A 25,745-nucleotide genomic window follows, 5' to 3' on the forward strand; every position below is an offset into this window, starting at 1 on the left:
GAGCCTACGCGCTGCTACAGCGCCGTCCGCACGGCGTAGAGCTCGGGGAAGAATGTCAGGTCGAGGACGCGGCGCAGGAACGAGGCGCCGGTCGTCCCGCCGGTGCCGGTGCGGAAGCCGATGGTACGCTCGACGGTCTTGAGGTGGCGGAAGCGCCAGAGCTGCAGGTTGTCCTCGACGTCGACGAGCTCCTCGCACGCCTCGTAGACGTCCCAGTTCCGCTCCGGCGCGTCGTAGATCGCGCGGAACACCTCGACCAGCCGCGGGTCCTCCTCGTGCGCCGCGCGGACGTCGCGCTCGAGCAGGTCGGCGGGCACGGGGTGGCCCCGGCGCGCGAGCAGGCGCAGGAACTCGTCGTAGAGGCTGGGCCGTTCCAGCGCGGCGGTGAGCAGGGCCCGCGCGGCCTCGTCCTTGCCCAGCACCTCGATCATGGCCGGGTCCTTGGCGCCGAGCAGGAACTCGACGGCCCGGTACTGGTAGCTCTGGAACCCCGACGACGTCCCGAGGAACCCGCGGAACTGCTGGTACTCGGTGGGCGTGAGCGTCGCGAGCACCGACCACTGCTCGATGAGCTGCTTCTGGACGTGCTTGACGCGCGCCAGGCGCTTGAGGGCGAGCGGGAGGTCGTCGCGGGCCAGGTCGTCGCACGCGCCGGTGAGCTCGTGCAGCGCCAGCTTGAGCCAGAGCTCCGAGGTCTGGTGCTGGACGATGAACAGCAGCTCGTCGTGGGCCTCGGGACGCGAGAGCGGGTGCTGCGCCCCGAGCAGCTCGTCGAGGTGCAGGTACTGCCCGTAGGTCAGGGACTCGGCCACGCCCCCGATCCTCCTCCCCGACGGGCCCCCAGCACGTCCCCGAGTCGCGCGAGCGCCCCGTCCAGGTCCGACGCCGCCGGCCCCGCCCAGCCGACGAGCACCCCGCGCGCGGCGTCCGCGGCGCCGGGGTCGAGGTGGGTCTCGACGAGGCCGACGAGGAGCAGGCCCCGGTGCGTGGCGTCGGCGAGCACGGCGTCCTCGGTCGACCGGTCGGGCAGCGGGACGACGAGGTGCGCGCCCGCCCGGTCGCCGCGCACGGCGTGCCCCGCCGCCCGCACCACGTCCACCACGCGGGCCCGGCGCGCGGCGAGCTCGCGGCGCAGGCGGGCGAGGTGGCGGGCGAGCGCGCCGTCGGCGTGCAGGGCGGCGACCACCTGCTGGCCCGCCGGCGACGGGCGCACCGACGTGGCCCGCCGCCGCGCCAGCACCTCGTCGCGGACCTCCGGCGGCGCGACCATCCAGCCCGCGCCGAGGTCCGGGGTCAGGATTTTGCTCGTGGTGCCGAGGTGCACGGTGACGTCGGGCGCGAGGCCCGCGAGCAGCGGCAGCGGGGCGACGTCGTAGCGGAGCTCGCCGTCGTAGTCGTCCTCGAGCAGCAGCAGGCCCTCGGCGCGGGCACGGGCGACGAGCGCGGCGCGCCGGGCGACGGGCAGGCGGGCGCCGAGCGGGTACTGGTGCGCGGGCGTCAGGTACACGGCGTCGACGCCGGCCGGGAGGTCGTCGACCCGCACGCCCTGGCCGTCGACGCCCACGCCGACCGGCTCCGCGCCGGCGTCCCGCAGCAGGGCCGTGGCGCGGGGGTAGCCGGGCTCCTCGACCGCGACGCGGGGCGCCCGCCCGGTCCGCACCCGGAGCAGGGTCACGATCTCGGCGAGCCCGTCGGTGGTGCCCGCGGTGGCGAGCACGTCGTCGGGCGCGGCGGCCAGCCCGCGGTGGTGGAGCAGCAGGCGCGCGACGGCCTCGCGGTACGCGGGCACCCCGGCGTGCTCGGGGCGGGCGGTGGGGTCCCGGTCCCCGGCACGCCGCCAGGCCCGGCGCCACGCCCGCCGGTCGAGGACCGCGAGGCACGGGACGCCGGGGCGCAGGTCGACCGGCTCCACCCCACGTGAGCGAACTTCTGAGCGATAGCTCGGGAGTTCGCTCACGTGGGCCGTCGCCAGCACGTACGTGCCCGCGCCGCGGCGGGGGCCGAGCCAGCCCTCGGCGACGAGCTGGTCGTACGCGGCGGCGGTGACCGTGCGGCTCACGCCCAGCTCCGTCGCCAGCGCGCGGGTCGAGGGCACCCGCTCGCCGACCCGCAGCGCCCCGCGCGCCACCGCCCCGCGCAACCCCTCCGCGAGCTGCACGGCGAGCGGGGTCGGCGCGCTCCGGTCGAGCGGGAGGGCGAGCTCCGGGGACACGCCGCGCACGAGTGGCCTCCTGACTCCGCGCCGAAGTGGCCGTTCGAGGATGCCACCTCGGCGTCGACGATGGTGCGCGTGACCGCACCGCCCCTCTCCCCCACCGACCGCTCACGGGTCCGCCGCCACCGCGACCGCCAGCGCAGCGACCGTGCCGAACTGCACGCCGTCCTCGACGAGGCCCTGGTCGCGCACCTCGGCCGCGTCGTCGACGGCGAGCCCGTCGTGCTGCCGACGCTGCACGCCCGCCTCGGCGAGACGCTCTACCTGCACGGATCGAGCGGCGCGGGGAGCCTGCGCGGCGACGAGCCGGTGTGCGTCACCGTCACGCTCATCGACGGGCTCGTCTACGCCCGCCGCTGGTTCACCCACTCCGCGAACTACCGCAGCGCGGTCGTGCGCGGCCACGCCCGACGCGTCACCGACCCGGACGAGGCGCTGGCCGCGCTGCGGGCGCTCGTGGCGCAGGTCGCGCCGGGCCAGGAGGACCACGCCGAGGCGCCGAGCCGCAAGGAGATGGCCGCGACGTCGGTGATCGCCGTCGACCTCGACGAGGCCAGCGTGAAGGTCCGCACCGGCCCGCCCGGCGACGGCGACGCGGTGGCGGCCGGCGACGACCGCTGGGCCGGTGTGGTGCGGCTGGAGACGCGCGTGGCCGAGATCACGACCTGTCCCGCGCTGCCGGCGGACACGCCCGTCCCGGCCCACGTCCCCCGCCGCGGGACGACGCTCCGGGTCTAGGCGCGGACGAGGGCCTCGGCCCGCGCGGGGACCGGCACGCGGCGACGCAGCTGCACCGTGGTGCCCTGCTCGCCGGGCAGCACGGCGGTGGAGTGCATCAGCTCGCGCATCAGCGGCAGCCCGCGCCCGCGCCAGCCGGGACCGGTGCTCTGACGCCAGGCACCCTCGTCGACGACGGTGACGACGAGGTCGCGGCCGGTCAGCAGCGGGCAGGACACGGCCGCCCACAGCGTCATGAGGCCCGGCGCGCCGCGGTCGGCGTAGGCGTGGTCGACGACGTTGGCGAGCGCCTCGTACACCGCGAGCGCGAGGTCGTCGGCGGTGTCGACGTCGGTGATGTCGCCGACCCAGCAGCGGAAACGGCGGCGCAGCGTCGCGGCGTTCTCGGTCGTGGCGAGCGCGCAGAGCTCCAGCGGAGCCACCGCCGTCGCCGGCGCGGTCCGCGGTCCCATGCGCTGCAGCACGTCCATCCCGGCCAGTGTTCCCGGGCCCGGTGGCGGCAAACGTGAGGGGTGGCGCTCGACCCGGGGAGATCCGCTACTCGACCTTCAGCTCCCGGTTGATCAGCTCGTCGCCGACCTCCTTGGCCGACACCTCGCCGTCGCACACCCGCCGCACCGCGTCCACGATCGGGGTGTCCACGCCGTGGCGGCGGGCCAGCTCGCTGATCGCGTCGCACGACTTGACGCCCTCGGCGACCTGCCCGTGGTTGGCCTCCTCCGCCTCGGCCACGCTCATCCCGCGGCCCAGCGCCTCGCCGAAGCGGCGGTTGCGCGACAGCGGCGAGGAGCAGGTCGCGACCAGGTCGCCCATGCCCGCGAGGCCGGCGAGCGTCAGCGGCTCCGCGCCCAGGGCGACCGCGAGCCGGGAGATCTCGGCGAGACCGCGGGTGATCAGCGAGGCCATGGTGTTGTCGCCGTAGCCGAGACCCACCGCGGTCCCGCAGGCGAGCGCGATGACGTTCTTGCACGCCCCGCCGAGCTCGCAGCCCACGACGTCGGTGTTGGTGTAGGGCTTGAAGTAGCCGGTCGAGCAGGCGTGCTGCACGGCGACGGCGCGGTCGTGGTCGCGGCACGCGACGACGGTCGCGGTCGGCTGCTCGGCGGCGATCTCGCCCGCGAGGTTCGGCCCGGACACCACCGCGACGCGGTCGGCGCCGGCGTCGGTGACCTGGCAGATCACCTCGCTCATCCGCAGCAGCGTGCCGCGCTCCACGCCCTTGGCGAGGCTGACCAGCGTCACGCCCTCGGGCAGGTGCGGGCGCCAGTGCTCGAGGTTCTCCCGCAGCCGCTGGGCGGGCAGGGCCAGCACGACGGCCTCGGCGCCGGCGAGCGCCTCGTCGGCGTCGGCGGTCGCGGCGAGCTCCGCGGGCAGCGTCACGTCGGGCAGGTACTCGGGGTTGCGGTGCTCGCGCGCCACCGCCTCGGCGACCTCGGCCCGCCGCGCCCACAGCGTCACGGGCGTGCCGGCGTCGGCCAGGACCTTGGCGAACGTCGTGCCCCAGGACCCGGCGCCGAGCACCGCGACCCGCCGCAGGGGCGCCACGCCGTCGGGGGGTGCCGTGCTCACTGCTCGCTGCCCCGCGACCCGCGGACGGGCGCCGGCACCGGCTCGCCGCGGACCTCGCCGAGCAGCTCGCGCACGGCGGTCATCATGCGGTCGGTGGCCTCGCGCAGCGCCGAGACCTCCGCGCTGCGCTCGCGTCCGGGCTCGGCGTCGCGCACCCGCGCGCGCAGGTCGTCCATGGGGATCGGTTCGCCCGCCTTCACGGTGATCGTCTTGCGGGGCGAGGGCCGGAAGCGGCGCCGGTAGTGGTCGTAGACCGACTTCGTGCCCCAGTGCACGACCGGGACCACGGGGACGCCCTCGCCCTGCAGCGCCAGGCGCGCCGCGCCGGACCGGGCCGCCATCGGCCACCCGGTCTCGTCGCGGGTGATGGTGCCCTCGGGGTAGATGACCACGACGCCGTCGTCGTCGAAGGACGCACGCGCCGCCTCGAGGCTGGCCCCAGCGTCCGCGGAGCCCCGGCTCACCGGGATCTGGCGGCTCCCGCTCAGCACGCGACCGAAGAACGGCACCTTCCACAGCGACGCCTTGGCGAGGAAGCGCGGCACACGCCGGGCGCGGTGCACGAACACCGCGGTGTACACCGGGTCCAGGTACGAGACGTGGTTGCACACGAGCAGCGCAGGCCCCTGTGCGGGCACGTGCTCGAGGCCCTCCATGCGGCGCCTGGCCAGCAGCCACGTGAGGGGATAGAAGACCGCGGCGGCCAGCGCCACCCACGGCCCGCCCTTCTCGCGCGCCCGTGCCACCGGCTCGCCACCTCCGCCTGCGTTCTCGGGATTCGGTTCGGGCACGGAGGAGTCCGCCCCGACGCGCGCAGTCTCTCCCGGGCCCGGCGAGCGGTCCAGCGAGACCCGCCACCGTCACTCGCTCCGTCCCCGCTGCGCCGACCGGGGGCAGACTGGGGCGGTGGACGTCGCGGTCGACCTGGTGGTGCCGGTCAAGGAGCTCCGCCGGGCCAAGTCGCGTCTCGCGCCGGCGGTGGCCGACCTCCCCGGCGACGACGTCGACCGCGAGCAGGCCCACCGCGCCCTCGCGCTCGCCCTGGCCCGCGACACCCTGCGCGCCGCCCGGGCCGCGGGCCGCGTGGGGCGGCTGGTCGTCGTCACCGCCGAGCCCGCGGGCCGCCTGGGTGCCGCCGGCGAGCCGCGCGAGCTCGTGCCCGACGAGGGCGGCGGGCTCAACGCCGCCGTCCTGCGCGGGGCGGCGCACCTGTACCGCCCCGGCGCCCGGGCCGTCGCCGCCCTCCAGGCCGACCTGCCGGCCCTGCGGCCCGAGGAGCTCGACGACGCGCTGGCGCGGGCGTCGGCGCTGTTCGCGGGCGGGGTCGACGCGGCCTTCGTCGCCGACCACGACGGCACGGGCACGACGCTGCTGATCGCCGCTCCCGGGCGCTCGCTGTGGCCCCGCTTCGGCCCCGGCTCGGCGCGGGCCCACGCCCGGTCCGGCGCGGTGGCCCTGGACGGCGACTGGCCGGGGCTGCGCGGCGACGTCGACACCGCGGCCGACCTCGCCCGCGCCCGCGCGCTGGGCACCGGGCCGGCGACGTCGGCCTGGTCCGACGACCACGCGCCCGTCGCCGACCACGCGCCGGCACCCGGCGGCTACTGACCGACGCGGCCACGGGACGACGCGGGAGGACGCGGGAGGACGCGGCACGGGTCGCGGTCGCTCGCGGCCGGCCGCCGCCTCGGGCACCATCGGACGTCGTGAGCCATCCCGCCTCCTCCGCGACGTCCACGGCCGCCCCCGGGTCGGCCGACGAGACCCACGGCGTGCTCGAGCGGGAGGCGGACGGCGCGCACGCGGACGCCGCCGACCTCACCGGTCCCCGCCCGCCGGCCGCCGCGGACGAGACCACCCGCAGCGTCCGTCGCACGCCGGGCGCCCCGGCGGCCCCGACCGCGGGCCCGGCGGCCGCCGCGGACCTGCCCCCGGACCGCTACGACAGCCGCGAGCTGTCGTGGCTCGAGTTCAACGCGCGCGTGCTCGCCCTGGCCGAGGACCCCAGCCAGCCGCTGCTCGAGCGGGCGAAGTTCCTGGCGATCTTCGCGTCGAACCTCGACGAGTTCTACATGGTCCGCGTGGCCGGGCTGAAGCGCCGCGACCAGGCCGGGCTCGCCGTGCGGGGCGCCGACGGCCTCACCCCGCGCGAGCAGCTGGCGCGCATCTCCGCCCGCACCCAGGAGCTCGCGCACAAGCACGCACGGGTCTTCCTCGACGAGGTCGCCCCGGCCCTCGCCGAGGCCGGCATCCACATCATCGACTGGTCGCAGGTCACCGAGGCGGCCCGCCCGCGCCTGTCGGACTGGTTCGCCCGCCAGGTCTTCCCGGTGCTCACGCCGCTGGCCGTCGACCCGGCGCACCCGTTCCCCTACATCTCCAACCAGTCGCTGAACCTCGCGGTCGCCGTCCACGACCCGCAGACGGGCACCGAGCACTTCGCCCGCGTGAAGGTGCCGAACAACGTGCCGCGGCTGGTGCGCGTGGGGCGCGACCCCGACCCCGGTGCCGACACCGACGGCGTCGGCGACACCGACCGCCAGGCCTGGTTCCTGCCGATCGAGGACCTCATCGCCGAGAACCTCGACCAGCTCTTCGAGGGCATGCGGGTCACCGAGCACCACGTCTTCCGCGTGACCCGCAACGCCGACCTCGAGGTCGAGGAGGACCGCGACGAGGACCTGCTGCAGGCCCTCGAGCGGGAGCTGGCGCGGCGGCGCTTCGGCCCGCCGGTGCGCCTCGAGATCACCGACACGATGAGCGAGCACATGCTCGAGCTCCTGCTGCGCGAGCTCGACGTGGACCCGCACGACGTCGTCAAGGTGCCGGGGCTGCTCGACCTCTCGGCGCTCATGGAGCTGCAGGGCCTCAACCGCCCCGAGCTCAAGGACCCGGTGTTCGTGCCGGCCACGCACCCCGCGTTCAGCGAGGGCGAGACGCCGAAGAGCGTGTTCGCCACCCTGCGCGAGGGCGACGTCCTCGTGCACCACCCCTACGACTCGTTCTCCACGAGCGTCCACCGCTTCATCGAGCAGGCCGCGGCGGACCCCAAGGTGCTGGCGATCAAGCAGACGCTCTACCGCACCTCCGGCGACTCCCCCATCGTCGAGTCGCTGATCGACGCCGCCGAGGCCGGCAAGCAGGTCGTGGCCGTGGTCGAGATCAAGGCGCGGTTCGACGAGCGCGCCAACATCGGCTGGGCCCGGGCGCTGGAGCGGGCGGGCGTGCACGTCGTCTACGGCCTCGTGGGCCTCAAGACCCACTGCAAGGCCGTGCTCGTCGTGCGCCAGGAGGGCTCGACGATCAAGCGGTACTGCCACCTGGGCACCGGCAACTACAACCCGAAGACCGCCCGGCTCTACGAGGACATGGGCGTGTTCACCGCCGACGAGACGGTGGCCGCCGACCTCACCGACCTGTTCAACGTGCTCACCGGCTACGCCCGGCGCACCTCCTACCGCAAGCTGCTCGTCGCGCCCTACGGCCTGCGGCGCGGCATCGTCGAGCGGATCGACGGCGAGCGCGAGCGGGCCGAGCGCGGCGAGACCGCCGGCATCCGGATCAAGGTCAACGGGCTGGTCGACGAGCAGGTCATCGACGCGCTCTACCGCGCCTCGGCCGCCGGGGTGTCGATCGACCTCGTCGTGCGCGGGCTGTGCTCGCTGCGGGCGGGGGTGCCCGGCCTGTCGGAGAACATCCGGGTGCGCTCGGTGCTCGGGCGCTTCCTCGAGCACTCGCGGATCTTCCACTTCGTGGGCGCCGACGAGTACTGGATCGGCAGTGCCGACATGATGCACCGCAACCTCGACCGCCGCGTCGAGCTGCTCGTCCCGGTCACCGACCCTCGCCTGACCGCCCAGCTCGACCTCGTGCTGGACTCGACGACGGCCCCGTCGACCCGGTGCTGGGTCCTCCAGCCCGACGGCTCCTGGGACCCCTGGCCGGTCGCGTCCGGCCAGGACCACGAGGGGATGGCCGTCTGCGACCACCAGGTCCAGCTGCTGGCGCGGCGGCAGGGAGACAAGTGACCACCCACGCTGCCGGTGCCGTCCTCTGGCGTCCCACCGCCGACGGGGTCGAGGTGGCCGTCGTCCACCGCCCGCACCACCGTGACTGGAGCCTGCCCAAGGGCAAGGTCGACCCCGGCGAGTCCCGCGCCGACGCCGCGGTCCGCGAGCTCGCCGAGGAGACCGGGTTCGCCGCGGTGCTCGGCCGGCACCTGCGCACCGTGCGCTACGCGGTGAACGGCGAGGAGAAGGTCGTCGAGTTCTGGGCCGCGCGCGCCGGGGAGGGCCACTTCCACCCGGGTGACGAGACGGACGAGCTGCGCTGGCTGCCACCTGCCGAGGCGTCGGCGCTGCTGAGCTACCCCTCCGACCGCGAGGTGCTCGACGCCTTCACCGCGCGCCCGGCGGACCTGCGCACCCTGCTGCTCGTGCGCCACGCGCTGGCCGGCAAGCGCTCCGAGTGGGAGGGCCCGGACAGCGAGCGCCCCCTCGTCGACGAGGGCCGGGTGCAGGCGCAGCACCTGGTCGCGCTGCTCGCGCGGTTCGGGGTGGAGGTGCTCCACGCGGTGCCGAAGACCCGGTGCCGGCAGACGCTCGAGCCCTACGCCGAGGCCACCGGGCTGACCGTCCACGACGCCCCCGAGCTCGGCGACGGCGCGGTGGCGCGCGACGACGGCCCGGCGCGGGCCACGCTCGCGAAGCTCGTCGCCGGCGAGGCCACCGCGGCGGTGTGCGCCCAGGGCGACGGCATCCCGCACCTCGTGCGCGTGCTCGCGGCCGCGGCCGACGAGCCCCCGGTCGCCGAGCGCGACCTCACCGACCCGCCGTGCCGCAAGGGCAGTGTCTGGGTCCTGTCGTTCACGCCCGCCGGCGACCTCGTCGCCGCCGACTACGTCCGCGACGCCGCCGTCTGACGAGATCTCCGTCGCAGGACGAACCGGTCTTCGGAGCACGGACGGGGAGGGATCGGGGCGGGCGCGGTCACGCCTCCTGCCTGGGCTAACGTCGCCCGCACCCCCAGCCCCTCCCCCTCCCGCTGCCCTCCGAGCGGCAGCGGCCGTCGTTGCCGCCGACCCCGCAGGAGCCCTCCCCGGTGCGTCCGTCGAACTCCCGGCGTGTCCGACAGGCCGTCCTCGTCGTGGTCGCGGCGGTCGTCCTCCTGGGCGTCAACGTCCCGCCGGCGTGGTCCTACATCAGCGAGTGGCGGCACGAGCAGCTGATCAACAGCCCGGAGTACGTGCGGCAGTACGGGCACTGGGACGTCGTCGACGTCCCCGAGGAGAGCCGGGTCAACGCGATCCACGCGGCGCTGCTGTCGTCGGGCAAGGTCCTGCTGATCGCCGGGTCGGGCAACAAGGAGGACATGTTCGCGACGCGGGCGCTCAAGAGCCTGCTCTACGACCCGGCCACCGGGCGGACGCGGATGATCCCGGTCCCCGACGACATGTTCTGCGGCGGCCAGACGACGCTGCCCGACGGCCGCCTGCTCGTCGCGGGCGGCACCCAGCGCTACGAGAAGCTCGACGGCGCGGTGACCAACGCCGCGGGCGCGATGACCGTCAAGAACGAGGACCCGAACGTCCCGCGGGTGCTCCCCGCGGGGACGGTCTTCGTCGGCCCGACCGGGCTGCGCTACCGCGCGACGCAGGAGGTCCGCCTCGACCCGGCGCAGAAGACCGGGCAGGGCCGGCGCACGACCGTGACCGCCTCGGAGGAGCAGGTCTTCGTCGAGGCCGTGGACCCCGGGCCCGCCGCGGTGACGCCGCCGGAGAAGTACCAGGTCGAGGGCCTGCCGCCCGACGTCGCGCGCAACGTCTACGGGCAGGGCCAGGCGATGACCCTGCGCAAGCAGGACTACCAGGGCACGGACCAGGCGTACACGTTCGACCCGGTCGGCGAGACGTGGTCGCGGGTCTCGGACATGGAGTTCCACCGCTGGTACGCGACGCTGACGCCGATGTCCGACGGCCGGGTGCTGACGACGGCCGGGCTCGACGGGGTCGGCGAGGTCCTCGCCGGGCAGACCGAGGTCTTCGACCCGACGACCAACGCCTTCACCGAGCGCAAGGACCTCCAGCACTACTTCCCGACCTACCCGGCGATCTTCGAGACCGCGCGGGCCGGGCGGATGGTCTACACCGGCGCGAACGCCGGCTACGGCCCGGCCGACCGGGGCCGCGAGCCCGGGTTCTGGGACCTCGACACCGGCGCCTTCACCGCGATCCCCGGCCTGCGCGATCCCGACCTGCTCGAGACGGCCGGCTCGGCGTTCCTCGGCCCGGTCAACGACCAGCGGATGGCCGTCGTGGGCGGGGGCGGCGTCGGCGAGAGCCCCCGCTCGACGGGGCGCATCGACTACCTGGACCTCACCGACCCGGCGCCGCACTTCACCCCGGGCCCGGCGCTGCCCGAGGGCGTGCGCTACCCGAACCTCGTCGACCTCCCGGACGACACCCTCCTGATCTCGGGCGGCTCGCGGGACTACCGCGGCAAGGGTGGCACCAACAACCACATCGCACGGCTGCTGCACCCCGACACCGGCGCGCTGGCCCCCGCCGCCGACCCGGCCGTCGGCCGCGACTACCACACCGAGGCGCTCCTGCTGCCCGACGGCCGCGTGCTCACCGCCGGCTCGGACCCGCTGTTCGACGACGAGCAGAACCTCGTCCCGGGCACCTTCGAGCAGCGCATCGAGATCTACAGCCCGCCCTACCTGTTCCAGGGGGCGCGCCCCACGATCACCGAGGCGCCGCCGACCCTGGCCCGCGACCAGACGGCGACGATCCCGACCCCCGACGCCGGGCACATCCGCGCCGCGCGGCTGATCAAGGCGTCGACGGCGACGCACGTGACCACCACCGACATGCGCTCGGTGGCCCTCGACGTCGCCCCCACCGCGGACGGGGTGTCGGTGCACGTGCCGGAGAACCCGGCGCTCACCCCGCCCGGGCCGTACATGCTCTTCCTCGTCGACGACCGCGGCGTGCCCTCGGTGGCGAGGATGGTGTCGGTCAGCGCACCTCCGCGGTGAACGTCACCCGCTCGACGGTCGTGGCCCGGTCCGAGGCCGGCGGGCCGCCGTCGAGCCAGGTGGGGAACCACGCGTTGAGGTAGAGCGGCAGGGCCTCCCCCGGCACACCGTCGGTCCACGTGACGAGCGCGCGGCCGTCGACGGCGAAGGTCACCGTGCCGGGTGCGCGGGTGATCGTGTACTCGTGGGCGTCGGCCGTGGGGTCGAAGCCCAGCTCCTGCTCGGTGGTGTGGGTCGTCCGGCCCCCCGCGTGGGTGGTGAACAGCACCCGCCCCCGGCGCTCGCCGTGGACCTCGATGTCGACCTCGTGGGCGAGGTCGGGCGGGGCGTAGAAGAAGAAGCCCGTGAGCGAGCCCGGGGCGTCGGCCACCCGGAGGCGGGCGGTGGCGACGCCCGTCGCCGGCAGCGGCCCGGTGGCCACCTCGGCCCCGTCGAGCCGTCCCGCCGGCAGGACGAGCTCGAGCCGGCCGCCGGTCACCCGCACGTTCGCCGGGTCGACCCGGCCCCGGCCGAGGGCGTGGTCGCCGCGGGTCCAGCGCTGCGGGTCGAGTCCGTCGAACTCCTCGACGAACCCGCCGGGGCCCGGGGCGTCCACCGGGGCAGCCTCGCACGCCGGGGTGAGCGCGAGCAGGAGCACGAGGGCGAGCAGGGACGCCCTCACGCGGACGGGAGGGTGATCCGGACGGTCGTCCCACCGTCGAGGCCGTCGTCGAGGGCGATCGTCCCGCCGTGCGCGGTGACGATCCGCCGGCACGTCGCGAGCCCGATGCCCGAGCCGCCGTCGACCGTGCCCGGCTCGTGGACCTGCCGCAGCAGCGCGAACGCCTCCTCCCGCCGGGCCGGGGGGACGCCACGGCCGTTGTCCGCGATCTCCACCACCCACCGGTCGCCCGCCGGCCGCGCCCGCACCCGCAGCACGAGGCGGCGGTCGGGACGGGCGTACCGGACGGCGTTGGCGACGACGTTGGCCAGCACGGCCCGCAGCTGCGTCCGGTCCCCGCGCACCGGGGGCAGGACGCCCAGGTCGAGCTGCGCGGCGTCGAGGGTGCCGGGCGGGAGGTCGTCGAGCACCTCGCGCAGCAGCTCGCCGAGGTCGACGCGCCCGACGCGCAGGGTGCCGCCGACGCGGGCGTAGGCGAGGAGGTCGTCGACCATCTCGCGCATCCGGCCGGCGGCGGCGAGGGCGCGGGAGACGTGCCGGCCCGCCGCGGGTCCGGCGTCGACGGCGGGGTGGTCGGCGAGCAGTTCGAGGAAGCCGACGACCCCGGCGAGCGGGTTGCGCAGGTCGTGGCTCACCTGGCCGGCGAACGCGGCGAGCTGGCTGTTGGACCGCTCGAGCTCGTCGCGGGCGTCCGCCAGGTCCCGCGTCGTCGCGGTGAGCGCCCGGTAGGCACGGCGGAGCTCCAGCGCGGCGACGGCCTGCCCAGCGAGCAGGTCGAGGGCGTGGCGCTGGGCGTCGGTCAGCTCCCCCGTCGCCTCGTCGAACACGCACAGCGTGCCCAGCACCGCCCCCGACGGCGACCGCAGCTGGCTCGCGGCGTAGAAGCGGACGAGGCCGAGGCGCCCGGTGACGAACGGGTTCGCCGCGAACCGCGGGTCGGCACGCGCGTCGGGGACCTCGACCGGTTCCGGGGTCTCGATCGTCACCGCGCACATCGCGTCCTCCCGGGCGCAGACCGCCGGGGTGATGCCGACGGCGGCGACCTGGTGCTGGAAGTGCTCGCTGATGAGGTTGACGACGGCGTACGGCACGCCACAGACGTGGCTCGCGAGCGCGGCCACCGACCGCAGGTCGGGCTCGTCGAGGGCACCGTCGACGTCGTAGGGGGCGAGCAGGGCGTCGCGGTCGAGCTGGTCAGCGGGCATCCACGACCTCGACGGGTCCGAGGACGGGGCCGGCCGCGGGGACGGGGCCGCCGGGGGCCGGGGTCGGGCCCGGGGTCGGGGTCGGGGTCGGGGCCGGGGAGGCGGTGAAGCCCACCCGCGTCATCTGTCCCCACCGTGCGCGGCGCCGCAGCAGCGAGTCGACGAGCCCGCGCAGCCGCCACCACGCCGTCACCTGCCGGTAGCCGAGGTTCTCCACCACGGTGGCCCCGAGCGCCGCGGCGAGGTCGCGCCAGCCGCGGTAGCGGTGGAACGAGAACTCCTCGACGACGAGCGCGACCAGGCTCAGCGCGAGGCCGTAACCGACGGCGACGAGGAAGAACAGCACGGCGAACGTCCCGTCGATCGCGCCCAGCAGGAGCCCCAGGAGCAGCGCGACCAGCCCGCCGATCTCGACGACCGGTGCGAGCAGCTCGAACAGCACGTAGAACGGCAGCGCCAGCACGCCGACGGCGCCGTAGCGCGGGTTGCCGATCATCGTCCGGTGACGCCACAGCGTCTCGACGAGGCCGCGGGACCAGCGCCGCCGCTGCCGGCCGAGCACCCGCACGGTCTCGGGCACCTCCGTCCACGCCACCGGCTCGGGCAGGAACACCAGCCGGTGGCGACGCCGCGCCGCGCGCAGGTGGCGGTGCAGGCGGACGACCAGCTCGGCGTCCTCGCCGAGGGTGTCCAGGTCGAACCCGCCGACCTCGACCACGGTGTCCCGGCGGAACAGCCCGAAGGCGCCCGAGATGACGACCAGGGCACCCACGGCCGACCACCCGGACCGGCCGAGGAGGAACGCCCGCAGGTACTCGACGACCTGGATCCGCGCGATCCACCGCCGGGGCATGCGCACCTCGGTGACCCGGCCGGCACTGACGGGGCTGTCGTTGACGGCGCGGACGACACCGCCGGCCGCGACGACGTGCTCGGGGTCGTCGGCGAAGGGCCGCGCCATCGCCAGCAGCGCGTCCGGGTCGAGGACGCAGTCCGCGTCGACCATGCAGACCAGCGGGTGGCGCGCGGCGTTGATGCCGGCGTTGTTCGCCGACGCCTTGCCGCCGTTCTCGGTGTGGACCACGACGAGGGGCAGGGCGGCGCGCGGCGCGTGCACCGACCGCACGGCGCCGCGGGTGGGGACGTCGTCGGGGACGACGCGGGGCACCTCGACGAGGTCGAAGTGCTCCACCAGCACCTCGAACGTCCGGTCCTTCGCGCCGTCCACGACGACGACCACCTCGAACCGCGGGTGCTGCAGCGAGAGCATCGCCCGGACGCTCTCGACGATCGTCGCCTCCTCGTCGTACGCCGGCATCACGACCGACACCCCGAGGGTGAGGGGGTCGGCGTAGGCGTCGTCGAGGTCGGCCCAGGCGCGCCGCCGCAGGTGGTGCCGGAACTCCCGCACCGCGAGCGCGATGAGGACGAGGTAGCTCGTGTTGAGGGCGACGAAGTAGCCCAGCACCACCCAGTTCGTCGCGACGACGAGGACCGAGACGACGTCGAGGACCGTCACGCCGCCGCCCCCGCCCCGGGCGCCGCGGTGAGCGCCTCGCGCGCGTGCTCCGCCGCCACGCCGCACCGGTCGGCGGCCCGGCCCAGCTCGTGCAGGGCGGCCACCCCGTCGGGGCCGACCGCGACGAGCGCCGCCGCGGCGGTGTGGGCCACCCAGTGGTGCGGGTCCGCGACGAGCCCGGCGAGGACGGGCACCGCGCGGCGGGCACCGAGCACGCCCAGCGCCTGGGCGGCGGTCACGCGCAGCGCCGTCGGCTCGTGGCCGCCGGTCGCCGCGAGGAGCGGGTCGACCGCCGCGGGGACCCCCAGCCGCCCGAGGGCCCGGGCGGCGCGCAGGCGGACGTCCGCGGCGCCGTCGGACTCCAGCGCCCGGACCAGGCGCGGGGCGGCGTCGACGGCGCCGACCAGGCCGAGCGCCTCCACGACACGGGCCCGCACCGTCGGGTCGGGGTGGTCCGCGGCGGCCAGGAGGGCCGTGCGGGCCGGTGGGCCGATCCGGGCGAGCGCCGGCACGACGGCCTGGTGGGGTACGCCGGCGCTCGTCCCGGTCAGGGCGCGCACCAGGGGCGACGCGGCCGACGGGTCGCCGAGACGTCCCAGCGAGCGGGCGGCGACGGCGCGGACGTCGGCGTCGCGGTCCGCGAGGAGGACGACCAGGCGCGCCGTGGCGCCGGGTCCGCCGACCAGGCCCAACAGGTGCGCCGCCCGGGCGCGCACGGCGGGCCGGCGGCGGCGGGCGTCGCGGAGCGCGCGGTCCACGGCACCCCGCCGTTCGAGCAGGCCCACGAGCACCCCGCGCGCGTCGCCGCGCAGCTTCCCGAGCATCGACACCACGACCGGCTCGAGGGCGCGCCACTGCGACCGCGGCAGGGTGGCCAGCCGGTCCAGGAGGGTCGGGTCCCCGTCGCCGGCCGCCAGCGCGACCAGCGCGGGTCGCCCGGGGGCGATGCGGGCAGCGCGCCGCGCGGCGGCCCGGCGCTGCCACCAGCGCCCGGTCAGCAGGACGACGGCGAGGACGGCCAGCACCACGACCAGGACCAGCACCGCCACCAGCAGGACCGTCCGATCGACGACCGGGCCCGCCCGCGGTGTCACCGCGCGCTGCGCGCGAGGACGGCCCGGACGCGGCTGTCCAGCTCGCGCGGGCTGAACGGCTTGGTCAGGTAGTCGTCCACGCCCCACGCGAACCCGGTCTCGATGTCGCCCTCCTGCGCGCGGGCGGTGAGCAGGATGATCGGCATCCCCGACGTCGCGGGATCGGCGCGCAGCTCGCGACACACGTCCAGGCCGGTCATCCGCGGCATCATCACGTCGAGGACCGCGAGGTCGGGGCACGCACGGCGGGCGAGGTCGAGCGCGGCGCCGCCGTCCTCCGCGACGAGCACGTCGTGCCCGGACTGCTCCAGCTTGAACACCACGACGTCCCGGACGTCCGGGTCGTCGTCGGCCACCAGCACCGTCGCCACCGCCACCCCCTGGGCGCGCTCCGTCTTACGGCCCAATCATAGGAGGCTGAATGGACCAGCGCGCGAGCGGACCCGCGGGGCGTCGGCGCCCGGGGCGGGACGGCGAGCTCGACGTCCTCGTCGTGCGGCTCGGGGAGACCCTCAGGTCGCGAGCGTCACCGGCTTGTGCGCCGGCCGCCGCGCCTCGTACGCGTCGATGTCCTCGGCGTGGCGCAGGGTCAGGTCGATGTCGTCGAGGCCCTCGAGCAGCCGCCAGCGGGTGTACTCGTCGACGGTGAAGCGCACGGTGAGGTCGTCGGCGGTCACCGTGCACGCCTCGAGGTCGACGGTGAGCTCCAGGCCCGGGCGCTCCTCGATCTTCTTCCATAGCAGCTCGACGTCGGACTGCTCGACGGTGGCCGCGAGCAGGCCGGCCTTCGACGAGTTGCCCTTGAAGATCTCACCGAAGCGCGACGAGATGACGGCCCGGAAGCCGTAGTCCATGAGCGCCCAGACGGCGTGCTCGCGCGACGACCCGGTGCCGAAGTCCGAGCCGGCGACCAGCACGGAGCCGCGCGAGTAGGGCTCGGTGTTGAGCACGAACGACGGGTCGAGGCGCCAGGAGGCGAACAGGCCGTCCTCGAACCCCGTGCGCGTCACGCGCTTGAGGTAGACGGCCGGGATGATCTGGTCGGTGTCGACGTTCGACACGCGCAGCGGCGTGCCGATGCCGGTGTGGGTGGTGAAGGCCTGCATATCGTCCTCCTGGCTGTCGCCGCGCCCGTCAGGCGGGCTGCAGCGTGGTGGTACCGGCACGGTCGTCGATCAGGTCCTCGGGCGAGGAGAGCGTGCCGCGCACGGCCGTGGCCGCGGCGACCAGCGGCGAGACGAGATGGGTGCGCCCACCCTTGCCCTGCCGGCCCTCGAAGTTGCGGTTCGACGTCGACGCGCACCGCTGGCCCGGGGAGAGCTGGTCGGGGTTCATGCCGAGGCACATCGAGCAGCCCGCGGAGCGCCACTCGGCGCCGGCCTCGGTGAACACCGCGTCCAGGCCCTCGGCCTCGGCCTGCGCCTTGACCTGCATCGAGCCGGGCACGACGAGCATCTGCACCGAGTCGGCGACGTGGTGGTCCTTGAGGACCTCCGCCGCCGCGCGCAGGTCCTCGATGCGCGCGTTGGTGCACGAGCCGAGGAAGACCACGTCGACGGCGATGTCGCGCAGACGCGTGCCGGGCTCCAGGGCCATGTACTCGAGCGCCTTGCGCGTCGCGGCCGCGTCGTCGTCGCCCATGGTGGCGGGGTCCGGGACCGACTCGCCGAGCGGCAGGCCCTGCCCGGGGTTGGTGCCCCACGTGACGAACGGCGTGAGCGCGTCGGCGTCGATGTGCACGACCGCGTCGAACTCGGCGTCGTCGTCGGTGCGCAGCTCGCGCCAGGCCGCGACGGCCTCGTCCCACTGCTCGCCCTTCGGCGCGTGGGGCCGGTCGCGCAGGTAGGCGAACGTGGTCTCGTCCGGGGCGATCATGCCCGCGCGCCCGCCCGCCTCGATCGACATGTTGCACATGGTCATGCGGGCCTCCATCGACATCTGCCGCACGGCCTCGCCGCGGTACTCGAGCACGTAGCCCGCCCCGCCGCCGGTGCCGATCTGGGCGATGACCGCGAGGATGACGTCCTTGCTGGTCACGCCCGGGCGCAGCGTCCCGGAGATCTCGATCGCCATCGTCTTGAACGGCCGCAGCGGCAGCGTCTGGGTGGCGAGCACGTGCTCGACCTCGGAGGTCCCGATCCCGAAGGCGAGCGCGCCGAACGCGCCGTGGGTGGAGGTGTGCGAGTCGCCGCAGACCACCGTCGTGCCCGGCTGCGTCAGGCCCTGCTCCGGGCCGATCATGTGCACGATCCCCTGGTCCTGCGTGCCCATGGGGAACAGGCGCACCCCGAAGTCCTCGCAGTTGCGCCGCAGGGTCGACACCTGGGTCGCCGAGGTCTCGTCGGCGATCGGCAGGTGGAGGTTCTTGGTGGGGACGTTGTGGTCCTCGGTCGCGAGGGTCAGGTCGGTGCGCCGCACGCGCCGCCCGGCCAGGCGCAGGCCGTCGAACGCCTGCGGGCTCGTGACCTCGTGGACGAGGTGGAGGTCGATGTAGAGGAGGTCGGGCTCCTGACCCTGGCCGTGGCGGACCACGTGCTGGTCCCAGACCTTCTCCGCGAGCGTGCGTCCCACTTCTCCGCCTTCTTCCACACCCAGAAATCCCACACCGTGGGACTACGATGTCGTCCTGTGGGACAGGGTAGCGGTATCGGCGTGCTCGACAAGGCGGTGGTCGTCCTGCGGGCGGCCGCGGCGACGCCGTGCGCGCTGGGTGAGCTCTGCGAGCGCACCGGCCTGCCGCGCGCGACGGCCCACCGGCTCGCCGTCGGCCTCGAGGCCCACCGGCTGCTGACGCGCGACGCCGACGGCCGCTGGCGCCCCGGGCCCGCGCTCGGCGAGCTCGCCCACGGTCACGGCGACCCGCTGCTCACGGCCGCGGAGGAGGTCCTTCCCCAGCTGCGCGACCTCACCGGCGAGAGCGTCCAGCTCTACCGCCGCGACGGCCTCGACCCCACCGCGCGCGTCTGCGTCGCCGCGGCCGAGCCGGCGAGCGGGCTGCGCGACACGGTGCCGGTCGGGGTCCGCGTGTCGATGGCCGCGGGCTCCGGTGCCAAGATCCTCGCGGCGTGGTCGCGCGACCGGACCTCGGCCTTCCCGGAGTCCGTGCTCGACGAGGTCCGCCGCCGCGGGTGGGCCCAGAGCGTGGCCGAGCGCGAGGCGGGCGTGGCCAGCGTGTCCGCTCCCGTGCGCGACGCGACCGGCGCGGTGGTCGCGGCCGTGTCGGTGTCCGGCCCGGTCGACCGGATCGGCCGCCGGCCCGGCGCGCGCTGGGCGGACGCCCTGCTCGCGGCGGCCCGGCAGCTCGAAGGTCTCGTCGCGTCCCGCTGAGGTCGCGCGCCACCGACGGCCCGATCGGCCCTCGCGTGCGGTACGTTCGACCGATCGAGTGAGATCTGTGCCACGCAGCCGATCAGGGAGTCCTGATGTACCTCGGCGAACCCGTCCGTGTCCTGCACGTCGAGCCGGTCGTGAGCCCGGTGCCCGACGGCGACTTCCCCGACGTGGCCGCCGCGCTGCCCGACCCGCGACCGCGCCCGACGCCCGGCCGGGACGCGGCGCCGCTGCCGGAGCGTCGGCGGCGGCAGACGCGAGGGAGGCGCCCGAGGTCCACGCCGGTCGCCGGCGCGTGATCCCGGGGTGACCGCGCCCGACCTCGCCGCACCGGTCGGCGGCTGGCGGGTCTGGCGCCTGGGCGCCGACGACGACGGCCCGGTCCTCGAGTCACCCCTGGCGGCGGCCACCTGGCCGGCGCGCGCCGCCCTCACCGCGGTCTGCCACCGCGGCTGCGGCGACGCCCCCGCGTGGGGCTGCGGCTGCGGGCTCTACGCGCTCGACCACCCGCACCGGCTCGCGACCGACATGCTGTGGCGGACCGGGATCCTCGGCTGCACGGCGCTGTGGGGGCGCGTCGTCGAGCACGAGGAGGGGTGGCGCGGGGAGCACTCCTACCCGTTGGTCCTGTTCCTCCTGTCGCCCGACGAGGTCCTGCGCCGCGTCGCGGGCGGCTCCCTGGCCGTCGCGTCGGCCCGGCGCGCGGTGATCGGCGCCGCCCGGGCCCGCCGCATGACGGGGCTCGGCGAGACGCTGGTCGGCGCGCTGCAGCGTCGGTACGGCGTGCCCGTCCACGTCCTGCCCGCGAGCTCCCCCGCCGCGTTCGCCGAGCGCGAGGTCGGCGCGCTCGCCGGACGGGTGCGGGACGAGTCCGTGCTGGGCCTCCCCGCCCGCCGCCTCGGCGACCGGGTGGCGACGGCCCGTCTGGACCGGGTGGTCGACCGCCTGCTCGAGGGTCTGCGCCCCGACCTCCCGCCGCTCCCGGCGTGATCGCGGGCGCCCGCCCCTACGACGGGCGGGTGGACCCCGGACGGGTCGAGCCGGGACGGCGCCAGTGCCACAGGGCCAGCGGGACCGCCGAGGTCACGATGAGCAGGAGGCCGTGGCCGACCGGGCCCAGCGAGGCCAGGCCCAGCCCGAGCAGGACGCCGAGCACGAGCACGGAGACGGCCCGCCAGTACGAGCGACGTTCGTCCTTCGTCCGGACCCGGCGGGCCAGCGCGGGATCGCTGGCCTCGATCTGCCGCTCGATGTCGGCCAGGATGCGTTGCTCTCGTTCGTCGAGCACCAGGAGACCCCTTCGGCGAGCCGCCGGCGACCGGGCGCCGACGTGGGTTGACGGGCCGTGGTCGCCGGATCACCCGGGGGATGACCGGGCGTGGAGCAGGCGAAACGGCAGGACGACGACGTCACGTCGAGACGTCGCCCTTCATCGGCGACCGGAGCCCCGGAGGGGGCGGGCGGACCGGCGGGTCCGTCGGCCCGCCCGGGCCCGGGTCGCGGCGGTCGTGCGCCGCCCGGCGGCCGGTCACGACCGCCCGTCGCCGGACGAGACGGTGCCCCGCCCGGCGTCGATCGCCGGGATCGGGAAGGACGGGTGGGTCGGGAGCCGGTCGGCCGGGGAGCCGGCCGGTTCGGCACCGCCGCTGCGGGTCCGGCGGGGGCCGCGGGGACCGGGCACGTCCCCGGTGCGGGCCTCCGGGGCCGTCGCGGGCCGGGCGGCCGCCGGCACCGGCAGCGCGCCGGTCCAACCGAACTGCTCGCTGTGGATCCGCCCGGGCGGCACGCCGAGCTGGTCGAGTGCCGCGAGGGTGCCCGAGAGCAGCGACGGCGGCCCGCACACGTAGTACTCGAGCCGGCCGCGGGCGCGCGGGAGCACCTCGGCGAGCAGGTCGGCGTCGACCCGCCGCCCGGCGGTGCGCAGGACCTCGAGGTCGAGGCGCCGCGCGAGGACCTCGAGCTCGGGCCCGAACAGCGGCTGGTCGGGCCGCTCGGCGAGCACGAGGCGGTGCAGGCGGCGGTCGCCGCGCTCGGCGAGCGTGCGCAGCATGCTCATCATCGGCGTGATCCCGACCCCGCCCGCGACGAGCACGAGACCGTCGACCCGGTCCGTGGTCTCCGGGGTGAAGCTGCCGTGCGGGCCGTCGAGCCACACCTTGCGGCCGGGCTCCATCCGCGCGAGCGCGCGGGTGAAGTCGCCGGTCGCGCGGACGGTCAGCTCGAGGCGGTCGGTGAGCTCGGCGCTCGAGGCGATCGTGAACGGGTGCTCCTGCACGCCCACGGCGCGCCGGTGCAGGCGCAGCCACACGAACTGGCCCGGCGCGAAGCGCAGGCCGCGGCGCCGGAAGACCGGGGTGAGCGCGAGCGTCGCCACCTCCGGGCCCTCGTGGCGCACGCCGTACACGACGTAGGCGCCGCGCTGGGTGAACAGCGGCTGCCACACCCACCGGCGCGCGAGGACGACGATCAGCAGCAGGGCCAGCGCCGACAGCACGACCCGCATCACGGGGTCCTCGAGCAGGTCACCGAGCCAGACGACGTGCAGCCCGGCGAGCAGGAGCGCGAGCGCGGCGGCGGCCACGTGCAGGCGCGCCCACCACTCGTAGCGCGTGCCCCGCCGGCGGCCCCAGGCGGCCGCGCCCGCGAGCAGCAGCATGCCGGCGAAGGCGGCGTAGCCGAACTGGATGCCCGCAGAGGCCGCGAACGGGTCGAGCAGCTTCGGGCGCTCGATCACCGCGAGGCCGAGGTGGCCCGCGACCAGCACCACCGCGGCCACGCCGAGCCACCGGTGCCCGCCCATCACGCGGTCGATCCCGAGCGCGGTGGTCAGCGACCGCAGGCGCGAGGCCCCGACCGTCGTGATCACCATGAGGAGGGTCGCGACCAGCCCCGTGAGGACCACACCGAGGTCCACCAGCTCGCCGGCCTCGATCCCGTTCCGGGCGACGAAGACCACCGCCGGCCCGACGAGGACGACAACCGCGACCGCGGTCCACAGCGCCCGTCTCGTCCGCTTCGACACGATCCGTGACCGTAGGGGCGCGGACGGTCCGGACCCGCCGCTCCTGAGAGGTGCCGATCCGCTCGCGAGACGGGCGGGCACCCGCGCACGGTGAGCGCCGGTTGGCCCTGTCGATGTTGCCCCGATCGGACCATTCGCGCCCCGCCGACGCCGCCGGGACTCTCAGGGACCGCTCACCGGCGTCCCGCTCGTCGCGGCCGGGTAGTCCGCTCGTCGTGACCTCCCTCGTGACCGGAATCCTCCGCGGCACCGCCGCCGGCGCCGCCGGCACCACCGCGCTCAACGTCACCACCCAGGCCGACATGGCCTTGCGTGCCCGGCCCGCGAGCGGCATGCCGACCGCGACGGTCTCGGCGCTCGCCGAGCAGGCCGACGTGTCGATCCCGGGCGGGCGCCGCGAGCGGCAGCACCGCCTCGAGGGACTCGGTGGTCTCGCCGGCACCGCGACCGGGGTCGCCGTCGGCGGCCTGGCCGGCGCCCTGCGCAGCGCCGGGGTCCGCCTGCCCGCCGTGATCGGCGTGCCGCTGCTCGGCGCCGCCGCCATGGCCGCCTCGGACCTGCCGACCGCGCGGCTGGGCCTCACCGACCCCCGCCGGTGGGGATCGGCGGACTGGGCCGCCGACGTCGTCCCGCACCTCGCCTACGGCGTCGCCACCCACGCCACGCTCGCCGCCACCTTCCGCGCCGACGACCGCGAGCGCGCCGAGCACCCGGAGGGCGCGCCGCGCCCGGCGACGGCGGGCTCGCTCCTGCGCGCCGCCGCCCTCGGCGCCGCGAACGGGGCCCGCAGCACCTTCGGGTCGGCGGCGCTGGCGTGGCGGGCGCGCCCGGGCGACCGGGGTGCGGCCGGCGTGCTCGGGAGCCGGGTCGGGCGCGGTGCGGCGACGCTCGCCGCGCTGGGCGAGGCGTCCGGCGACAAGCACCCCGCGATCCCCTCGCGCACGGCCGCGCCCGGCCTCGCCCCGCGCCTGGCCCTCGCCGCCGGGGACGCGGGGGCGGCGGCGCGGCGCGACGGCCGCGAGGGCGGCCCGGGCGCGCTCGTCGCCGCCGCCGCGGCGCTCGGGGCGGCCTTCGGCGGGCAGCGGCTGCGCGCGATCGCCGCGGACCGCTTCGGCTCCGACCTCCCCGGGGCCTTCGCCGAGGACGCGCTGGCCGCCGGGCTCGCCTGGTGGGGCGCGGGGCGGAGCTGATCAGGAGCACGTGGTGCACCGCGCCGTTCCCGCGACGGTGCACCACGTGCTCGTGATCTCCGGGACCTCAGCCCGGCGACGCCGCCACCCGGACCCGGTGGTGCGCGCCCGCGGACAGGAAGCCCGCGAGCCCCCGGCCCTCCTCGGCGACCGCGGTCCGGTCGGCGCGGGAGAAGCGACGCAGGGGCGTCACCTCGACGGTGCCGTCGGTGACCGTCCACCGCGCCGCGACCCGGCCGTCGACGAGGACGACGCGCTCGCCGGCCACCGACAGGCCGCGGTCGGCGTCGTCGATGATCCGGGTGCGGTCGTCGTAGCCGAGCACCGCGTTGTCGAAGGCCGGCAGGAACCGCACCGGGGCCGGGGTGTCGGGGTCGGGGCGCGGCGCGTCGGGCAGGTCCAGCAGCTCGCGGCCCCGCTCGTCGCGCAAGCTCACGAGGCGGTCGCGCACGGCCGCCACCGCCGCCGGCAGCCCGGCGAGCCCCGACCAGGCGCGCAGGTCGGCCGACGCCGCCGGGCCGTACGCCGCGAGGTAGCGCAGCACCAGCGCCTCCCCCACCGGGTCGGTGCCCTCCGCGGCGAGCGGGTCCACCGGCCGCCCCAGCCACGTCGCGAGGAGCAGGCAGCGCGCGGGCCCCGCCTGCCCCCACAGCCCGCGCGGCGGCACCTGCACCACCGGCACGAGCGTGCCGACGGCCTCGCCGAGCACCCGGGGCGGCACGCCGGGCCAGGTGTCGGCGAGCGCGCGGCCCACGTCGGGCAGGGTGCGGGCCTCGTCGGCGATCAACGGCGCGCCCGCGGCGGCGAGCTCGTCGAGGTCCACCGCCGCGAGCTCCGCCCGGTACACGCCGAGCATCCGCTGGCGCAGCATCGCGTCGTGGCGCGAGCGCCAGGTCAGCGCGTCGTCGGCGGTGACGAGGTGCACGGTGCGGCGCATGAGGTGGGTGCGCACGGCGCGGCGCTCGGCGACGTGGTCGGACAGCTCGGCGGGGTCGAAGCCGGCGAGCCGCGACCACAGGCCGGTGTAGGGCTCCTGCGGTTCCTGGGCCTGCAGACCGCCGAGGTGGGCGACGGCGTCGAGCACGCCGAGCGTCGACCGCTCGAGCAGGAGCTGGCGGGCCAGCGTCGCCCGGTTGAGGGCGCGGCGGGACAGGACGGTCACGACGGGGAGCCTGCCGCACCCGTCACCGGTCAGTCCGCGACGTCGAGCGTGCCGTCCTCCCGGACCTCGACCCGTCCCTCCCGCAGCGCCGCCGCCCACCGCGCGGTCCGCTTCACCGCACCGAACGGGAAGAGGTGGACGCCGGCGATCCGGCTGTCGGGGTCATCGGTCGCCGCGCGGACGAGCCCGGCCAGGGTCTCGTCGGGCCGGTAGGTCTGCGTCGCGAGCCGCAGAACGCTGCCGCTCTGCTTGCGCAGCACCGCCAGCGACGGGCCGACCCCGCACGCGAGCCCGAAGCGCAGCAGCGTCGCGGGCGAGGTCAGGCCGGGCAGGCCCACGTGCACGGGCAGCGTGTTGCCGGCCTCCCGGGCCCGGCGCTCCCAGGCGACGATCGGCTCGGGCGCGAACGCGAACTGGGTGACGACGTGCAGCGGCAGCCCCGACTCCGCCGCGATCTTGTTCTTGCGCGCGAGGGCGTCGTCGACGGCGCGCTCGTCGACCCCCGGGTTGCCCTCCGGGTGCCCGGCGACGCCGATGCTCGCGAACGCCCGCCGCGCCAGCTCCGCGGACTCGAGGACCTGCAGGGTGTTGTCGATCGTGCCGACCGGCTCGATCGAGCCGGCGACGAGCAGCAGGTCGCGGACCCCGTCGTCGACCAGCCGCCCCAGCGTGCGGTCCAGCGCGTCGAGGTCGGGCACGGCACGCACCGCGAGGTGGACGACGGGGCGCAGGCCGAGCTCGCGGGCCCGCCGCGCCGTGGCGAGCACCCGGTCGAACCCCACGTTCGCGAGGAAGGTGACGTACACCGGGGTCCCGGGCGGGAGCAGGCCCGCGACGTCGTCGAGGGCGCCCTGCTCCCGCGGGGTCACCTCGATGCTCACGGCGCGGGCGAGGCGCCGGGCGGTCGCGCGCATCCCCTCGACGTCGACCGGACCGGTGTCCATCGGGCCTCCGGGTGCTCACGAGGGGGACGGCGTCGATCCTCCCCGCGCGTCACGTCGC

25 protein-coding genes are annotated in these 25,745 nt (G+C 76.3%); 9 read left to right on the plus strand and 16 right to left on the minus strand.

Going from position 1 to position 25,745, the window contains the following annotated elements:
* Positions 1-14: 14 nt before the first annotated feature.
* Both PGB27_RS03525 and pdxR read right to left on the minus strand, forming a co-directional pair.
* Positions 15-812, minus strand: a complete 798-nt coding sequence (locus PGB27_RS03525; protein ID WP_274198936.1) for a tryptophan 2,3-dioxygenase — start codon at positions 810-812, stop codon at positions 15-17.
* Positions 797-2,221 carry a MocR-like pyridoxine biosynthesis transcription factor PdxR gene (gene pdxR / locus PGB27_RS03530; RefSeq protein ID WP_274198937.1) on the minus strand — a complete coding sequence of 475 codons (1,425 nt, stop codon included), beginning with the start codon at positions 2,219-2,221 and terminating at the stop codon, positions 797-799. Before pdxR ends, PGB27_RS03525 begins: the two co-directional genes overlap by 16 nt.
* A gap of 69 nt (positions 2,222-2,290) precedes the next feature.
* Here pdxR and PGB27_RS03535 point away from each other — a divergent pair, with 69 nt between their 5' ends.
* A complete protein-coding gene (locus PGB27_RS03535; protein WP_274198938.1) occupies positions 2,291-2,953 on the plus strand; it encodes a pyridoxamine 5'-phosphate oxidase family protein in 663 nt (220 codons plus the stop codon).
* On the opposite strand, the gene PGB27_RS03540 is transcribed toward PGB27_RS03535, so the two are convergent.
* From PGB27_RS03540 to PGB27_RS03550, 3 genes are all read right to left on the minus strand, one after another.
* Positions 2,950-3,423, minus strand: a complete 474-nt coding sequence (locus tag PGB27_RS03540; protein ID WP_274198939.1) for an ATP-binding protein — start codon at positions 3,421-3,423, stop codon at positions 2,950-2,952. The two genes, PGB27_RS03535 and PGB27_RS03540, sit on opposite strands and share 4 nt — an antisense overlap.
* 67 nt (positions 3,424-3,490) lie before the next feature.
* Positions 3,491-4,522, minus strand: a complete 1,032-nt coding sequence (locus tag PGB27_RS03545; protein WP_408629993.1) for an NAD(P)H-dependent glycerol-3-phosphate dehydrogenase — start codon at positions 4,520-4,522, stop codon at positions 3,491-3,493.
* A complete protein-coding gene (locus tag PGB27_RS03550; RefSeq protein ID WP_274198940.1) occupies positions 4,519-5,268 on the minus strand; it encodes a lysophospholipid acyltransferase family protein in 750 nt (249 codons plus the stop codon). The genes PGB27_RS03545 and PGB27_RS03550 overlap by 4 nt, the downstream gene beginning before the upstream one ends.
* Positions 5,269-5,428: 160 nt before the next feature.
* On the opposite strand from PGB27_RS03550, the gene cofC reads away from it, so the two are divergent.
* The 4 genes from cofC (at position 5,429) to glxA (ending at position 11,560) form a co-directional block, all read left to right on the plus strand.
* Positions 5,429-6,130, plus strand: coding sequence for a 2-phospho-L-lactate guanylyltransferase (gene cofC, locus PGB27_RS03555; RefSeq protein ID WP_274198941.1), 702 nt, complete (start codon positions 5,429-5,431; stop codon positions 6,128-6,130).
* Positions 6,131-6,228: 98 nt separating this feature from the next.
* Positions 6,229-8,550, plus strand: a complete 2,322-nt coding sequence (locus PGB27_RS03560; RefSeq protein WP_274198942.1) for an RNA degradosome polyphosphate kinase — start codon at positions 6,229-6,231, stop codon at positions 8,548-8,550.
* On the plus strand, positions 8,547-9,443 hold the full coding sequence (locus tag PGB27_RS03565; protein ID WP_274198943.1) for an NUDIX hydrolase: 897 nt from the start codon (positions 8,547-8,549) through the stop codon (positions 9,441-9,443). Before PGB27_RS03560 ends, PGB27_RS03565 begins: the two co-directional genes overlap by 4 nt.
* 179 nt (positions 9,444-9,622) lie before the next feature.
* Positions 9,623-11,560 carry a radical copper oxidase GlxA gene (gene glxA / locus PGB27_RS03570; RefSeq protein ID WP_274198944.1) on the plus strand — a complete coding sequence of 646 codons (1,938 nt, stop codon included), beginning with the start codon at positions 9,623-9,625 and terminating at the stop codon, positions 11,558-11,560.
* Here the strand turns inward: glxA and PGB27_RS03575 are convergent.
* The 7 genes from PGB27_RS03575 to leuC all read right to left on the minus strand — a co-directional run bounded on the left by PGB27_RS03575 (position 11,541) and on the right by leuC (position 18,610).
* Positions 11,541-12,221 (minus strand): glycoside hydrolase family 16 protein, encoded by a 681-nt coding sequence (locus PGB27_RS03575; protein ID WP_274198945.1) that lies wholly within the window; start codon positions 12,219-12,221, stop codon positions 11,541-11,543. The two genes, glxA and PGB27_RS03575, sit on opposite strands and share 20 nt — an antisense overlap.
* Positions 12,218-13,426 (minus strand): sensor histidine kinase, encoded by a 1,209-nt coding sequence (locus PGB27_RS03580; protein WP_274198946.1) that lies wholly within the window; start codon positions 13,424-13,426, stop codon positions 12,218-12,220. Before PGB27_RS03580 ends, PGB27_RS03575 begins: the two co-directional genes overlap by 4 nt.
* The gene (locus PGB27_RS03585; RefSeq protein WP_274198947.1) at positions 13,416-14,945 is read right to left on the minus strand and encodes a glycosyltransferase family 2 protein; all 1,530 of its coding nucleotides are present in this window, start codon (positions 14,943-14,945) and stop codon (positions 13,416-13,418) included. Before PGB27_RS03585 ends, PGB27_RS03580 begins: the two co-directional genes overlap by 11 nt.
* Complete coding sequence (locus PGB27_RS03590) at positions 14,942-15,994, minus strand: HEAT repeat domain-containing protein (protein WP_274198948.1); 1,053 nt, start codon at positions 15,992-15,994, stop codon at positions 14,942-14,944. Before PGB27_RS03590 ends, PGB27_RS03585 begins: the two co-directional genes overlap by 4 nt.
* A gap of 41 nt (positions 15,995-16,035) precedes the next feature.
* Positions 16,036-16,446 (minus strand): response regulator transcription factor, encoded by a 411-nt coding sequence (locus PGB27_RS03595; RefSeq protein ID WP_274198949.1) that lies wholly within the window; start codon positions 16,444-16,446, stop codon positions 16,036-16,038.
* Positions 16,447-16,551: 105 nt separating this feature from the next.
* Complete coding sequence (gene leuD, locus PGB27_RS03600; protein ID WP_274198950.1) at positions 16,552-17,145, minus strand: 3-isopropylmalate dehydratase small subunit; 594 nt, start codon at positions 17,143-17,145, stop codon at positions 16,552-16,554.
* A 28-nt stretch (positions 17,146-17,173) separates the two neighbouring features.
* Positions 17,174-18,610, minus strand: a complete 1,437-nt coding sequence (gene leuC / locus PGB27_RS03605; protein ID WP_274198951.1) for a 3-isopropylmalate dehydratase large subunit — start codon at positions 18,608-18,610, stop codon at positions 17,174-17,176.
* Positions 18,611-18,667: 57 nt separating this feature from the next.
* On the opposite strand from leuC, the gene PGB27_RS03610 reads away from it, so the two are divergent.
* The 3 genes from PGB27_RS03610 to PGB27_RS03620 all read left to right on the plus strand — a co-directional run bounded on the left by PGB27_RS03610 (position 18,668) and on the right by PGB27_RS03620 (position 20,359).
* A complete protein-coding gene (locus tag PGB27_RS03610; RefSeq protein ID WP_274198952.1) occupies positions 18,668-19,366 on the plus strand; it encodes an IclR family transcriptional regulator in 699 nt (232 codons plus the stop codon).
* 95 nt (positions 19,367-19,461) lie between these two features.
* Positions 19,462-19,668, plus strand: coding sequence for a hypothetical protein (locus PGB27_RS03615; RefSeq protein WP_274198953.1), 207 nt, complete (start codon positions 19,462-19,464; stop codon positions 19,666-19,668).
* A gap of 7 nt (positions 19,669-19,675) precedes the next feature.
* Positions 19,676-20,359, plus strand: a complete 684-nt coding sequence (locus tag PGB27_RS03620) for a hypothetical protein (RefSeq protein WP_274198954.1) — start codon at positions 19,676-19,678, stop codon at positions 20,357-20,359.
* Positions 20,360-20,375: 16 nt separating this feature from the next.
* On the opposite strand, the gene PGB27_RS03625 is transcribed toward PGB27_RS03620, so the two are convergent.
* Complete coding sequence (locus tag PGB27_RS03625; RefSeq protein WP_274198955.1) at positions 20,376-20,657, minus strand: DUF3040 domain-containing protein; 282 nt, start codon at positions 20,655-20,657, stop codon at positions 20,376-20,378.
* 240 nt (positions 20,658-20,897) lie between these two features.
* A complete protein-coding gene (locus PGB27_RS03630) occupies positions 20,898-22,391 on the minus strand; it encodes a ferredoxin reductase family protein (RefSeq protein ID WP_274198956.1) in 1,494 nt (497 codons plus the stop codon).
* A 215-nt stretch (positions 22,392-22,606) separates the two neighbouring features.
* Between PGB27_RS03630 and PGB27_RS03635 the strand changes: the two genes are divergently transcribed.
* Positions 22,607-23,581, plus strand: a complete 975-nt coding sequence (locus tag PGB27_RS03635; protein WP_274198957.1) for a hypothetical protein — start codon at positions 22,607-22,609, stop codon at positions 23,579-23,581.
* Between the two features lie 67 nt (positions 23,582-23,648).
* Here the strand turns inward: PGB27_RS03635 and PGB27_RS03640 are convergent, their stop codons facing one another.
* The gene (locus tag PGB27_RS03640; RefSeq protein ID WP_274198958.1) at positions 23,649-24,743 is read right to left on the minus strand and encodes a winged helix DNA-binding domain-containing protein; all 1,095 of its coding nucleotides are present in this window, start codon (positions 24,741-24,743) and stop codon (positions 23,649-23,651) included.
* 29 nt (positions 24,744-24,772) lie between these two features.
* Entirely contained in the window at positions 24,773-25,687 is a 915-nt protein-coding gene (locus tag PGB27_RS03645; protein ID WP_274198959.1) for a methylenetetrahydrofolate reductase, read from the minus strand.
* Positions 25,688-25,745 lie beyond the last annotated feature (58 nt).

The sequence above is a fragment of the Actinomycetospora lemnae genome, assembly GCF_028737315.1.
Lineage (GTDB): Bacteria > Actinomycetota > Actinomycetes > Mycobacteriales > Pseudonocardiaceae > Actinomycetospora > Actinomycetospora lemnae.